Genomic DNA, 12949 nt, shown 5'->3' with positions numbered 1-12949 from the left:
GTCGGTGACCATCATCTGGTCACCGACAACCGCGCTGTCGCGTCAGGAGCCGATCAGGCGTCGGCGGGCTCCGCCGCGTCGTCGGCGACGGGGACGAGGCTGATCTTGCCGCGCTCGTCGATGTCGGCGATCTCCACGCGGAGCTTGGAGCCGACGTTCACCACGTCCTCCACCTTGTCGATGCGCTTGCCGTTGCCCAGCTTGGAGATGTGGACGAGGCCGTCGCGGCCCGGCAGCAGCGAGACGAAGGCACCGAAGGCGGTGGTCTTGACGACCGTGCCCAGGAAGCGCTCGCCGACCTTCGGCAACTGCGGATTCGCGATGGCGTTGATCTTGTCGATCGCGGCCTGCGCCGACGGGCCGTCGGTCGCGCCGACGAACACGGTGCCGTCGTCCTCGATCGAGATGTTGGCGCCGGTCTCCTCGGTGATGCCGTTGATCGTCTTGCCCTTGGGGCCGATCAGCTCGCCGATCTTGTCCATCGGGATCTTGACGGTCGTGATGCGCGGGGCGTACGGGCTCATCTCGTCCGGCTCGTCGATGGCCTCGGCCATCACGTCCAGGATGGTGAGACGGGCGTCGCGCGCCTGGCTCAACGCACCGGCCAGAACCTTCGACGGGATGCCGTCGAGCTTCGTGTCCAGCTGCAGGGCCGTGACGAAGTCCTTGGTGCCGGCGACCTTGAAGTCCATGTCGCCGAAGGCGTCCTCGGCGCCGAGGATGTCGGTCAGCGCCACGTAACGGGTCTCGGCCTTGCCGTCGACGGTCACCTCGTCGGAGACCAGGCCCATCGCGATGCCGGCGACCGGGGCCTTGAGGGGCACGCCGGCGTTGAGCATCGACATGGTCGACGCACAGACCGAGCCCATCGAGGTCGAACCGTTGGAGCCGAGGGCCTCGGACACCTGGCGGATCGAGTACGGGAACTCCTCCACGCTCGGCAGCACCGGCACCAGGGCACGCTCGGCGAGCGCGCCGTGGCCGATCTCGCGACGCTTGGGCGAGCCCACGCGGCCGGTCTCACCGGTCGAGTACGGCGGGAAGTTGTAGTGGTGCATGTAGCGCTTGGACGTCTCCGGGCCGAGCGAGTCGATCTGCTGGGCCATCTTCATCATGTCCAGCGTGGTGACGCCCATGATCTGGGTCTCGCCGCGCTCGAACAGCGCACTGCCGTGGGCGCGCGGCACGACGCCGACCTCCGCCGACAGCGAGCGGATGTCGGTGATGCCGCGACCGTCGATGCGGAAGTGGTCGGTCAGGATGCGCTGGCGGACCAGCTTCTTGGTCAGCGAGCGGTAGGCCGCGCCGATCTCCTTCTCGCGGCCCTCGAACTTGTCGCCCAGCTCCTCGAGCAGCTCCGCCTTCAGCTCGTCGGTCTTCTCGTCGCGCTCCTGCTTGCCGGCGATGGTGAGGATCTTGGCGAGCTTGCCGGACGCGGCGGACTCGACGGCCTCGAACACGTCGTCCTGGTACGGCGGGAACAGCGGGAAGTCGGCGGTCGGCTTCGACGCGGCGTCGGCCAGCTGCTTCTGCGCCTCGCAGAGACGGGCGATGAACGGCTTGGCGGCCTCCAGACCCTCGGCGACGATCTCCTCGGTCGGCGCCTGCGCACCGCCCTCGATCAGCTCGAGCACGTTGTCGGTGGCCTCGGCCTCGACCATCATGATCGCGACGTCGGCGCTATCGCCCTCACCGGAGGTGATGCGACCGGCGACGACCATGTTGAACACGGCGCCCTTGAGCTGCTCGACCGTCGGGAAGGCGACCCACTGGCCGGCCTTGTTCGTCTCGGTCGGGATGAGCGCGACGCGCACGCCGCCGACCGGACCGGAGAACGGCAGGCCGGCGATCTGGGTCGACGCGGAGGCCGCGTTGATGGCGACGACGTCGTAGTACTCGTTCGGGTCGAGCGACAGGATGGTCTCGATGACCTGGATCTCGTTGCGCAGGCCGTCGACGAAGGTCGGGCGCAGCGGACGGTCGATCAGGCGGCAGGTGAGGATCGCGTCGGTCGACGGGCGGCCCTCGCGACGGAAGAACGAGCCGGGGATGCGACCCGCGGCGTACATGCGCTCTTCGACGTCGACGGTCAGCGGGAAGAAGTCGAAGTGGTCCTTGGGTGCCTTCGAGGCGGACGTGGTCGACAGGATCATGGTCTCTTCGTCGAGGTAGGCGACGACCGAGCCGGAGGCCTGCAGCGCGAGGCGGCCGGTCTCGAAGCGGATGTTGCGGGTGCCGAATTCGCCGTTGTCGATGATCGCGGTGGCTTCGGTGACGTCGTCTTCGTAGACGTCGATGTTGTCAGACATGTTTTCGGGTGTGTCCCTTCAATGCGGCGCACCACGGTGGTGACGCCGGTTGTTATGCGTTGTCGACGCCGATTCGGCGCACGCGTGCGCACACCTCGGCGGTGTCGGGAGACAGGCGGAATGCGTCAGATCGCCGCGAATACTGGGCGGGGGGCACGCGTCGCGTGCGGTGCAGACGGCCTTCGATCGAAGCAGCCGGAATGGGGATTGTTTTCGCCCGACTCCGGCGGCCACTACCGAGGACCGATCTGATTCGTGTCGTCCAGCGGTTCGGGTGACATCGACATCCTGCGATGTTCCGCTGTGTAGCTTATCACCCGGACCGCCGATCAACCCTTTTCGCCACGGCGGGCGGAATTATTCGGACCACGGTCCGGTTAGTGGGTGTATGAAGAAGATCGGATTCCTGTCCTTCGGCCACTGGTCCGGCGGCGCCGGCTCACAGGTCCGCTCGGCCTCCGACGCCCTGCTGCAGTCGGTCGAGCTGGCGGTCGCCGCCGAGGAGCTCGGCGCCGACGGTGCGTACTTCCGCGTCCACCACTTCGCCCGCCAACTGGCCTCCCCCTTCCCGCTGCTGGCGGCGATCGGCGCCAAGACCGAGCGCATCGAGATCGGCACCGGGGTCGTCGACATGAGGTACGAAAACCCCCTGTACATGGCGGAGGACGCCGGCGCCGCCGACCTCCTCGCCGGCGGGCGGCTGCAACTCGGCATCAGCCGGGGGTCGCCCGAGCAGGTGATCGACGGCTACAAGTACTTCGGGTACGTCCCCGCCGAGGACTCCTCTGACGCCGACATGGCCCGCGAGCACACAGCCGCCTTCCTGCAGGCGATCGATGGAGCGCGCTTCGCCCAGCCGAATCCGCGGCCGATGTTCCCCAACCCGCCCGGCCCGCTCGGCATCGAACCCCAGTCCCCCGGCCTGCGCGAGCGCATCTGGTAGGGCGCGGGAACCCGCGCCACCGCCGAGTGGACCGCCCGCCAGGGCATGAACCTCATGAGTTCGACCCTGCTCACCGAGGACACCGGCGTGCCGTTCCACCAGCTGCAGGCCGAACAGATCCGACGTTTCCGCGACGCGTGGACCGAGGCCGGCCACGAGCACGAGCCGCGGGTGTCGGTCAGCCGCAGCATCTTCGCCCTGGTCGACGACAAGGATCACGCCTACTTCGGCCTGCGCGGACGCGAGGATCAGGACCAGGTCGGCATCATCGACGACGTGAAGGCCCGCTTCGGCCGCTCCTACGCGGCCGAGCCGGACAAGCTCGTCGAACAGCTTCGGGAGGACGAGGCCATCGCCGCCGCCGACACCCTGCTGCTGACGGTGCCCAACCAACTCGGCGTCGAGTACAACGCCCACGTCCTCGAGTCGATCCTGACGCACGTGGCGCCGGAGTTGGGCTGGCGCTGACGACGACACGCGTGACGGGTGCGCGCCGCGGCACGTAGGGTCGCGTGCATGAGCGTTCCCGCTATCCGCGCCGTCGTGTTCGACGTCGGCGAGACCCTGATCGACGAAACGCGGATCTGGACTCGATGGGCGCACCGCCTGGGCGTCACCCCGCTCACGATGCTGGGCCTGGTCGGCGCCTGCGCCGCCGACGACCACCCGGTGGCCAGGGCATTCGAGACGATCCGCCCGGGTTTCGACGTCGCCGCCGATGAGGCCGCCTGGGCCGAGCAGGACCCGACCGGCCTGCGCAACACCTTCGACGCCGACGACCTCTACCCCGACGTCCGGCGCGCATTGTCCACGCTGCGCGAACTCGGGCTGCGCGTCATCGTCGCCGGCAACCAGCCACCCGAGGCGCTGACCGCCCTTCGCGCCATGGACCTGCCCGTCGACGAGATCCGCAACTCGGCCGAGCTCGGCGTCGAGAAGCCCCACCCGGGCTTCTTCGCGGCGGTGGCCGAGCTCGCCGGATTCGCCCCGCCGGAGATCGCCTACGTCGGGGATCGCACCGACAACGACGTCCTGCCGGCCGCCGACGCCGGCATGTGCCCGATCCTCATCCGGCGGGGGCCGTGGGGCCACCTGCACGCGCTGCGCCCCGAGGCCGCGCGGGCCACGATCATCGACTCCCTCGACGACGTGCCCGGTCTCCTCGTCCCACCGGACGTCACAACGTAGGCACCACCATGAAACGACTCCGGCCCGCACCACGGAGGTGGTGCGGGCCGGAGTGAGTCGTGCGGCGCTTAGCGGCGCAGGCCGAGGCGCTCGATCAGCGCGCGGTAGCGCTCGACGTCGACCTTGGCGACGTACTTGAGCAGACGACGGCGACGGCCGACCAGCAGCAGGAGGCCGCGGCGGCTGTGGTGGTCGTGCTTGTGCTGCTTGAGGTGCTCGGTGAGGTCCTCGATGCGCTTGGTCAGCAGGGCGACCTGGGCCTCGGGGGAACCGGTGTCGGTCTCGTGGAGACCGTACTCGGCCAGAATGGTCTTCTTCTGCTCGGCGGTCAGCGACATGGCTGCGCTCCTTCGTTGTTTCAGTGCCGTGTCCAGATCCCCACCACCGGCGGGGAGGTGCGCCGCCACGGACTGCAGCAGCACCGAGGGATGAATCTACCAGCGCCGCAGGTCGGCGCCCAAATCGTGCGAGCGGGTCAGTCCTGCTTGGCCAGGATGACGCGGGTCTTGTCGACGTCGTCGGCGATCGCCTTGACCAGATCGTCGATCGAGTCGAACCGCTCCATCGGACGGATGCGCTCGACGAAGTCGACCGCGACGTGCTGGCCGTACAGGTCGGCCTCGGTGTCGAGTACGAAGGCCTCGACGGTGCGAGCCCGACCGGAGAACGTCGGGTTGGTGCCCACCGATACCGCCGCCGGGTACCGCTTGCCGTGTGTGACCGGACCGACGCCGGCACCCGGGCCGATGACGGTGAACCAGCACGCGTACACCCCGTCGGCGGGGATCGCCGCATACATCGGCGGTGCGACGTTGGCCGTCGGGAAGCCCAGTTCCTTGCCCCGACCGTCGCCGCGCACGACGACGCCCTCGACCCGGTGCGGGCGGCCGAGCGCCTCGGCGGCCGAACCGACGTCCCCGGCGGCCACACAGGAGCGGATGTAGGTCGACGAGAAGGTGACCGCATGCTCGCCGAACAGCGAGACGGCCTGGACCTCGAAGCCGAACCTCTTGCCGAACTCGCGGAGCTTGGCGACGTCGCCGGCCGCCTTGTGGCCGAAGGTGAAGTTGTCGCCGACCACCACGTCGGCGGCGTGCAGCGTCTCCACGAGCACGCCGTGCGCGAAATCCTTGGGCGAGCGGGCGGCCAGCGCCGGGGTGAACGGCATGACGCAGAAGACGTCGATGCCCATCTCCTCGGCCAGCTCGGCGCGACGGGTCAGCGTCGACAGCTGCGGCGGATGGGTGCCCGGTCGGACGACCTCGGCCGGGTGGGGGTCGAAGGTCATCAGCACCGACGGCAGGCCGCGCTTGGCCGCCGCCGTCGTCGCCGCCCTGATCAGCTGGGCGTGACCGCGGTGCACCCCGTCGAACACGCCGATCGTGACCACACAGCGCCCCCAATCCGCGGGGATGTCATCCAGACCTCGCCATCGCAACACGCCGATCACCTTACTCGCCGTCCGCTGACGGGAACCGGCGCCGCGGCATCACTAGACTGAACGCCATGCCACGCGGGAACGAACGGTCCGAGCTGACCGCCGTCGCCCAGGACTACCTCAAGGTGATCTGGACGGCGCGCGAGTGGGACGAGGTGAAGGTGACCACGTCGATGATCGCCGACAAGCTCGACGTGTCCCCGTCGACCGCGTCGGAGGGCATCCGCAAACTGGCCGAGCAGGGCCTGCTGGAGCACCAGAAGTACGGCGCCATCACGCTCACCGAGGAAGGCCGACGCGCCGCGGTCGGCATGGTGCGCCGGCACCGCCTGCTGGAGACCTACCTGGTCTCCGAACTCGGGTACGGCTGGGATGAGGTGCACGACGAGGCCGAGGTGCTCGAGCACGCGGTGAGCGATCGCCTGATGGAGCGGATCGACGCGAAGCTGGGGCACCCGCGGCGCGACCCCCACGGTGATCCCATTCCGTCGGCCGGCGGCGAGATCGCCAGTCCCGACGTGTGCCTGCTCGCCGACCTCGCCGACGGCGAGTCCGGCGTGATCGCCCGCATCTCGGACACCGATCCGGCGATGCTGCGCTACTTCAACGAGGTCGGCATCGCGCTCGACCGCTCGGTGCGCGTCGCCGACAAGCGGCCGTTCGCCGGGACCACCACGGTGACCGTGGACGGCGCCGAGCCGGGGATCACGCTCGGCGACGTCGCGACGCGGGCCATCTACGTGGCGACGAGCTGACGCTCAGTGGTCCTGTTCGCCGATGCGGTGGACATGGATCATGTTGGTCGACCCGACGGTGGCCGGCGGGGCGCCCGCGACGATGACGACGGTGTCGCCGCGCTCCATCCGCCCGGTGCCGAGCAGGACCTCGTCCACATCGTCGATCATCTCGTCGGTGTTGCCGACCCGGTTCACGATGAAGGTCTCGGTCCCCCAACTCAGGGCGAGCTGGTTGCGGATCTCCGGGATCGGGGTGAACGCCAGCAGCGGCAGCGGTGAGTGCAGGCGGGCAAGGCGCCGCACCGTGTCGCCGGACTGGGTGAAGGCGACCAGAGCCTTGGCCGACAGCCGCTCGCCGATGTCGCGGGCGGCATAGGAGATCACCCCGCGGCGGGTACGCGGAAGGTGGTCCAGCGGCGGCACCGACCGGGGGCCAGCCTCCACCGTCTGGCAGATGCGGTTCATCGTCGCCACGGTCTGCACCGGGTACTTGCCGACCGACGTCTCCCCCGAGAGCATGACCGCGTCGGCGCCGTCGAGCACCGCGTTGGCCACATCGGAGGCCTCCGCACGGGTGGGCCGGGAGTTCTCGATCATCGACTCGAGCATCTGGGTCGCGACGATCACCGGCTTGGCGTTCTCGCGGGCCATCTGGATGGCGCGCTTCTGCACCAGCGGGACTTCCTCGAGCGGAAGTTCGACGCCCAGGTCGCCGCGGGCGACCATGATCGCGTCGAAGGCGAGCACGATGGCCTCGAGGTTCTCGACCGCCTCGGGCTTCTCCAACTTGGCGATGACCGGCACGCGTCGACCGACACGGTCCATCACCTCGTGGACCAGCTCGATGTCCGACGGACTGCGGACGAAGGACAGCGCCACCAGGTCGACGCCGAGTCGCAGGGCGAATTCGAGGTCGGCGATGTCCTTCTCCGAGAGGGCCGGCACCGACACGTCCATACCGGGCAACGACAGGCCCTTGTGGTTGCTGACCGGACCGCCCTCGGTGACCGTGCAGACGACGTCGTTGCCGTCGATGTCGGTGACGGTGAGACCGACCTTGCCGTCGTCGACGAGCAGCCGGTCGCCGACGCGGGCGTCGCGGGCCAGCTGCTTGTAGGTGGTGCCGACTCGGTCGTGGTCGCCGACGACGTCGTCGACGGTGATGCGGACGGTGTCGCCGGCGTTCCACTCGACCTTGCCGTCGCCGCCGAAAGTGCCCAGACGAATCTTGGGACCCTGCAGGTCGGCCAGCACGCCGAGGGCCTTGCCGGTGGCCTCGCCCACTTCACGCACGTAGCCGTACATCGCGGCATGGTCGTCGTGGGTGCCGTGACTGAAATTCATCCGGGCAACGTCGAGCCCGGCGTCGACGAGCGCCCGGATCTTCTCGACCGAGGCGGTCGCGGGGCCCATGGTGCAGACGATCTTCGTTCGACGACTCACGGACGCCAGCGTAGTCCTCGCCGCCGCGCGGCCGACCACGGACACCGGTCGCCGCGACAAGGTGTCACCCGCGATTCACGACGGCGAAACGTCGGGCGTGACGGGCGTCTCACAAACCGGTGCTACTTGCCCGAGTCGGCGCGGCGGACGATGTTCGGCCGCTCGGCCGCACCGCCATCTTCGGCGAGGGCGGCCAGTCGGTTCAGCGTGGCCAGCAGTTGGCCCGCCGATGTCGCACGGGCCCGCTCGATCCGCTTGGTCTCGCTGTCGGGGAGATTCGTCCAGTCGTAGGTGTGCGTGACGGTCGAGCGCTGATCGTCGATCGGCGCCACTTCCCAACGCCACAGGTGTCCGGGCGGTTCCTGGCCCACCGGTGCCGGCAACCACGCCAGCACCCGGTCCTTCTCGAACTCGACGACCTTGTTGTCGTGCGGGTTGCCGTTGGAGTTGGTCACCTGGAACACGTCCCCGACCGCACCGACCGACTGGCCCTCGGCAGCCTCCTCGAGGTTGCCGTTCCCGTCGAACTTCGGGTGCTGGGACGGGTCGGCGACGAGCGCGAAGACCACCGACGCGGGTGCGGCGACCTCCCGCTCCACGCTGATGATCCGCATGTCGTCCTCGACGTCGAAAATCGGCTCGTCGTCGGCGTCGAGGACGACCACCGGCTCGGCGGCCTCCTCGACGGCCGGTTCGGCCTCGGGCTCGACGGCCGCCGCGGGCTCCGCCTCTGGTTCGGGGGCCTGCTCCTCGACCGCCGGTTCCGGCTCGTCGACGACCTTCTCGACCTCCGGCTCCGGCTCGGATTCGGGTTCCGGCTCGGATTCGGTCTCGACGACGGCCGCGACCGCCGGTTCCTCCACCTCGGGCTCGACAACCTTCTCCGGCTCGACGACCTTCTCGGGCTCAACGGTCTTCGCCTCGTCGACCTTCTCGACCTTCTCGCCGCGACCCCACGGGTCGACATAGCCGACCTTGCCCTCGGCGGCCAGCTCCTCGGCGCGCTTGGGGCGGTACATCGAGAGCCCCAGTTCACGCCCCTTCGGCGCGGCCAGGAAGTACGCGAGGGCGCAGGCGAAGACGACGACCGAGACGATCGAGTTCACCCGGATCCCCATGCCGAACGGCTGGGACGCCGGGTCGTCACGCATCAACTCGATGAAGAACCGGCCGAAGCAGTAGCCCATCACGTACAGCGCGAACAGACGGCCGTGGCCGAGCCGGAAGTACCGGTCGGCCGCGAGCAGCACCAGCACGAAAAAGACGTTCCACAGCAGCTCGTACAGGAACGTCGGGTGCACGAGCGCGATCCGCTCGCCGGTCGAGACGCCGTCGAGGTCGTTCGGCAGCCGCCGGAAGATCTCCAACGCCCACGGGACGTCGGTGGCGCGGCCGTACACCTCCTGGTTGAAGTAGTTGCCGAGTCGGCCGATGCCCTGCGCCAACAGGACCGCCGGGGCGATCGCGTCGCCGAAGGGCGGGAGTTTGATCCCGTACACCCGGCACCCGATCCAGGCGCCCACCGCACCGAGGGCCACCGCACCCCAGATGCCCAGGCCGCCCTCCCAGATCTTGAGGGCGTCGATCGGCTGTTTCGGGCCGGCGCCGAAGTAGGTCGGCCAGTCGGTCAACACGTGGTAGGCGCGACCGCCGATCAACCCGAACGGTACCGCCCAGATGGCGACGTCGAGCACCTCACCGGGCTGGCCGCCGCGGGCCGCCCAGCGGCGTCCTCCCCACCAGAGCGCGACGATGATGCCGACGATGATGCACAGCGCGTACGCGCGGATCGGAATCGTCATCGAGTGGCCGAAGAGATCGATCGGCCCGACCGTCCACACGCCCTGCGGCGGACTGGGGATGTAGGCCAACACCTGCACGGTATTCACGCCGCCCACAGTATCGGACGCGCCGGGTGCTCAGCGCGCCCGCTCAGAACTCGCCGCGCACGCCCTCGGCGAGCTCGGCGACCAATCCGGACAATTCGTCGGGGCCCTGCTCGGCCGCGGACACCAGGGCGGACCCGACGATCACGCCGTCGGCGTAGCGGGCGATGTCGGCCGCCTGCCGACCGCTGCGCACACCGAGTCCGACGCCGATGGGGATGTCGGAGTACTCCCGGATGCGGCCGCACAGCTCGGGCGCGAGGTCGGAGACCGCGTCCCGGGCGCCGGTCACGCCCATCGTCGACGAGGCGTACACGAAGCCGCGGCAGTGGTCGAGCGTCATCGCCAGGCGCTCGGGCGTCGACGAGGGCGCCACCAGGTAGATCCGGTCGAGGCCGTGCGCATCGGCGGCCGCCTCCCACTCCGCGCCCTCGTCGGGGATCAGGTTGGGGGTGATGATCCCCAGACCGCCGGCCGCCGCGAGGTCGCGGGCGAAGGCGTCCACGCCGTACTTGAGCACCAGGTTCCAATAGACCATGACCACCGGCTCGGCGCCCGCGGCGGCGACGGTCTCGGTCGCGGCGAAGACGTCGCGGACGCGGCTGCCGTTCGCGAGGGCGAGCTGGGTGGCCTTGGCGATGGTCGGGCCGTCCATGACCGGATCGGAGTACGGGATGCCGATCTCGACGATGTCGCAGCCGGATTCGACCATCAGCCGCATCGACGCCAACGAGTCGGCAACGGTCGGATAGCCCACCGGGAAGTAGCCGATGAGGGCGGCGCGGTCCTCGGCGCGGCAGGCGGCGAAAGTCTCCCCCAACCGCGAAGCGGGGGCCGGGGCGGGTTTGCTCATCGGGAGTCCTGCGCCTTCTCGGCGGCTTGCGCGGCGGCGTACTCGGTCTCCGACGGCGGCTTGCCGAAGAGGCCGAACCAGCGCGCGGCGGTGTCCACGTCCTTGTCGCCGCGGCCGGACAGGTTCACGACGATGACCGAGTCCCGCCCGAGTTCACGGCCCAGCGTCAGCGCGCCGGCGACGGCGTGCGCGGACTCGATGGCCGGGATGATCCCCTCCCGCTGCGACAGCAGGCGCAGCGCGTCCATGGCCTCGGTATCGGTGACCGGGCGGTACTCGGCGCGGCCGATGTCCTTGAGGTAGGCGTGTTCGGGGCCGACGCCCGGGTAGTCGAGCCCGGCCGAGATGGAGTGCGACTCGATCGTCTGGCCGTCCTCGTCCTGCAGCAGGTAGGAGTAGGCGCCCTGGAAGGCACCCGGCGACCCGCCGGTGAAGGTGGCCGCGTGCCGACCGGTCTCCACCCCGTCGCCGGCGGCCTCGAAACCGACCAGACGGACCGATTCGTCGTCGAGGAAGGGGTGGAAGATGCCGATGGCGTTGGAGCCGCCGCCCACGCACGCGGTGACCGCGTCGGGCAGCCGACCGGCGTGCTCGAGGATCTGGGCGCGCGCCTCCAGCCCGACGACGCGCTGCAGGTCGCGCACCATCATCGGGAACGGGTGCGGCCCGGCGGCCGTGCCGAAGCAGTAGTAGGTGTTGTGCGCGTTGGTCACCCAGTCGCGCAGCGCCTCGTTGATGGCGTCCTTCAGGGTCGCCGACCCGGTCTCGACGGCGACCACCTCCGCGCCGAGCAGGCGCATCCGCGCCACGTTGAGCGCCTGCCGCTCGGTGTCGACGCGACCCATGTAGATCAGGCATTCCAGGCCCAGGAGTGCACACGCGGTCGCGGTGGCGACGCCGTGTTGGCCGGCGCCGGTCTCCGCGATGACGCGGGTCTTGCCCATCCGCTGCGCCAACAGCGCCTGGCCCAGCACGTTGTTGATCTTGTGCGAGCCGGTGTGGTTGAGGTCCTCGCGCTTGAGGAACAGTCGCGCACCGCCGGCCTCCTCGCTCAACCGGGTGGCCTCGTACAGCGGCGACGGGCGCCCCGTGTAGTCGCGCTGCAGGCGGTCGAGCTCACCGAGGTAGGTCTCGTCGGTGCGCATCTTCTCGTAGGTCGCGGTGACCTCTTCGATGACCGCCATCAACGCCTCGGGGACGTGCCGTCCGCCGTAGTCGCCCCAGTGGCCGCCGGCGTCGGGTTCGACGGAGGTACGGCTGGTGACGCCCGCGCTGGCGGGCGGATACGGGGTGCCGGGGGTCTGGTCGGACATTCAGCGAACGGGCTTGGGGCACGACGGGTGGGCGCCCGCGGTGACCAGTTCGGCGACGGCGGCACGGGGATCACCGCTGGTGACGAGCCCTTCGCCGACGAGCACGGCATCCGCGCCGGCCCCGGCGTAGGCGAGCAGCTCGGCGGTGCCGCGGATGCCCGACTCGGCGATCTTGATGACCTCGGTGGGCAGGCCCGGCGCGATCCGCGCGAAGGCGTCCCGATCGACCTCGAGGGTCTTGAGGTTGCGCGCGTTGATGCCGACCACCTTCGCCCCGGCCTGCAGGGCCCGGTCGGCCTCCTCCTCGGAGTGTGCCTCGACGAGCGCGGTCATCCCGAGCGACTCGGTGCGGTCCAGCAGCGACTCGAGGACGTTCTGCTCGAGCGCGGCGACGATCAGCAGGATGACGTCGGCGCCGTGGGCACGGGCCTCGTGGATCTGATACGGCCCGACGATGAAGTCCTTGCGCAGGATGGGCAGGTCGACCGCGGCGCGCACCGCGTCCAGGTCGGCCAGCGACCCGCGGAAGCGGCGCTCCTCGGTGAGCACGCTGATGACGCGGGCGCCGCCCTCTTCGTAGATCTTGGCCAGTTCCGCGGGGTCGGCGATCGTCGCCAACTCCCCCTTCGACGGACTCGCGCGCTTCACCTCGGCGATCACGCCGATTCCCGGCCGGCGGAGCGCGGCCATCGCGTCGCGCGCGGGCGGCGCGTCCTGCGAGGCCTTCTTGATCGTGGCGTAGTCGATGGCCGCCTCGCGCGTCGCGACGTCGGCTTTGACACCCTCGATGATCGAGTCGAGCACGGTCTGCTCGGTCATTGGCGTCTCACCTCCGGCTG

Annotated in this window: 10 protein-coding genes and 1 pseudogene; 3 read left to right on the top strand and 8 right to left on the bottom strand. The window is 69.7% G+C overall.

Annotation, left to right across the window (positions count from 1 at the left end; translation table 11 throughout):
- Positions 1-53: 53 nt before the first annotated feature.
- A complete protein-coding gene (locus tag QM634_RS12430; protein WP_415043091.1) occupies positions 54-2309 on the bottom strand; it encodes a polyribonucleotide nucleotidyltransferase in 2256 nt (751 codons plus the stop codon).
- Positions 2310-2697: 388 nt separating this feature from the next.
- On the opposite strand from QM634_RS12430, the pseudogene QM634_RS12425 reads away from it, so the two are divergent.
- Both QM634_RS12425 and QM634_RS12420 read left to right on the top strand, forming a co-directional pair.
- Positions 2698-3720, top strand: a pseudogene (locus QM634_RS12425) (LLM class flavin-dependent oxidoreductase).
- A 48-nt stretch (positions 3721-3768) separates the two neighbouring features.
- The gene (locus QM634_RS12420; protein WP_415043090.1) at positions 3769-4440 is read left to right on the top strand and encodes an HAD family hydrolase; all 672 of its coding nucleotides are present in this window, start codon (positions 3769-3771) and stop codon (positions 4438-4440) included.
- Between the two features lie 68 nt (positions 4441-4508).
- Here QM634_RS12420 and rpsO read toward each other — a convergent pair whose 3' ends face one another.
- Positions 4509-4778, bottom strand: a complete 270-nt coding sequence (gene rpsO, locus QM634_RS12415; RefSeq protein WP_415043089.1) for a 30S ribosomal protein S15 — start codon at positions 4776-4778, stop codon at positions 4509-4511.
- A 137-nt stretch (positions 4779-4915) separates the two neighbouring features.
- Positions 4916-5881 (bottom strand): bifunctional riboflavin kinase/FAD synthetase, encoded by a 966-nt coding sequence (locus QM634_RS12410; protein WP_415043088.1) that lies wholly within the window; start codon positions 5879-5881, stop codon positions 4916-4918.
- 65 nt (positions 5882-5946) lie between these two features.
- On the opposite strand from QM634_RS12410, the gene QM634_RS12405 reads away from it, so the two are divergent.
- On the top strand, positions 5947-6633 hold the full coding sequence (locus QM634_RS12405; protein ID WP_415043087.1) for a metal-dependent transcriptional regulator: 687 nt from the start codon (positions 5947-5949) through the stop codon (positions 6631-6633).
- A 3-nt stretch (positions 6634-6636) separates the two neighbouring features.
- Here the strand turns inward: QM634_RS12405 and pyk are convergent, their stop codons facing one another.
- The 5 genes from pyk to trpC form a co-directional block, all read right to left on the bottom strand.
- Positions 6637-8058, bottom strand: a complete 1422-nt coding sequence (gene pyk, locus QM634_RS12400; RefSeq protein WP_415043086.1) for a pyruvate kinase — start codon at positions 8056-8058, stop codon at positions 6637-6639.
- 122 nt (positions 8059-8180) lie between these two features.
- Positions 8181-9947, bottom strand: a complete 1767-nt coding sequence (gene lgt / locus QM634_RS12395; protein WP_415043085.1) for a prolipoprotein diacylglyceryl transferase — start codon at positions 9945-9947, stop codon at positions 8181-8183.
- Positions 9948-9990: 43 nt separating this feature from the next.
- Entirely contained in the window at positions 9991-10797 is an 807-nt protein-coding gene (gene trpA, locus QM634_RS12390; RefSeq protein WP_415043084.1) for a tryptophan synthase subunit alpha, read from the bottom strand.
- A complete protein-coding gene (gene trpB, locus QM634_RS12385) occupies positions 10794-12110 on the bottom strand; it encodes a tryptophan synthase subunit beta (RefSeq protein ID WP_415043083.1) in 1317 nt (438 codons plus the stop codon). Before trpB ends, trpA begins: the two co-directional genes overlap by 4 nt.
- Entirely contained in the window at positions 12111-12929 is an 819-nt protein-coding gene (gene trpC, locus QM634_RS12380; protein WP_415043082.1) for an indole-3-glycerol phosphate synthase TrpC, read from the bottom strand.
- Between the last annotated feature and the right edge of the window lie 20 nt (positions 12930-12949).

The sequence above is a fragment of the Gordonia sp. (in: high G+C Gram-positive bacteria) genome (assembly GCF_047606305.1).
GTDB lineage: Bacteria > Actinomycetota > Actinomycetes > Mycobacteriales > Mycobacteriaceae > Gordonia.
The sequence above is the reverse complement of the archived record's forward strand: the minus strand, read 5'-3'. Positions and strand labels throughout refer to the sequence as shown.

What these genes read in the sequence shown, in the direction of transcription:
- QM634_RS12420 (WP_415043090.1), top strand. Translation starts at nt 3,769, where the DNA reads ATGAGCGTTCCCGCTATCCGCGCCGTCGTGTTCGACGTCGGCGAGACC.
- rpsO (WP_415043089.1), bottom strand. Translation starts at nt 4,778, where the DNA reads ATGTCGCTGACCGCCGAGCAGAAGAAGACCATTCTGGCCGAGTACGGT.
- trpA (WP_415043084.1), bottom strand. Translation starts at nt 10,797, where the DNA reads ATGAGCAAACCCGCCCCGGCCCCCGCTTCGCGGTTGGGGGAGACTTTC.
- QM634_RS12430 (WP_415043091.1), bottom strand. Translation starts at nt 2,309, where the DNA reads ATGTCTGACAACATCGACGTCTACGAAGACGACGTCACCGAAGCCACC.
- QM634_RS12405 (WP_415043087.1), top strand. Translation starts at nt 5,947, where the DNA reads ATGCCACGCGGGAACGAACGGTCCGAGCTGACCGCCGTCGCCCAGGAC.
- trpB (WP_415043083.1), bottom strand. Translation starts at nt 12,110, where the DNA reads ATGTCCGACCAGACCCCCGGCACCCCGTATCCGCCCGCCAGCGCGGGC.
- trpC (WP_415043082.1), bottom strand. Translation starts at nt 12,929, where the DNA reads ATGACCGAGCAGACCGTGCTCGACTCGATCATCGAGGGTGTCAAAGCC.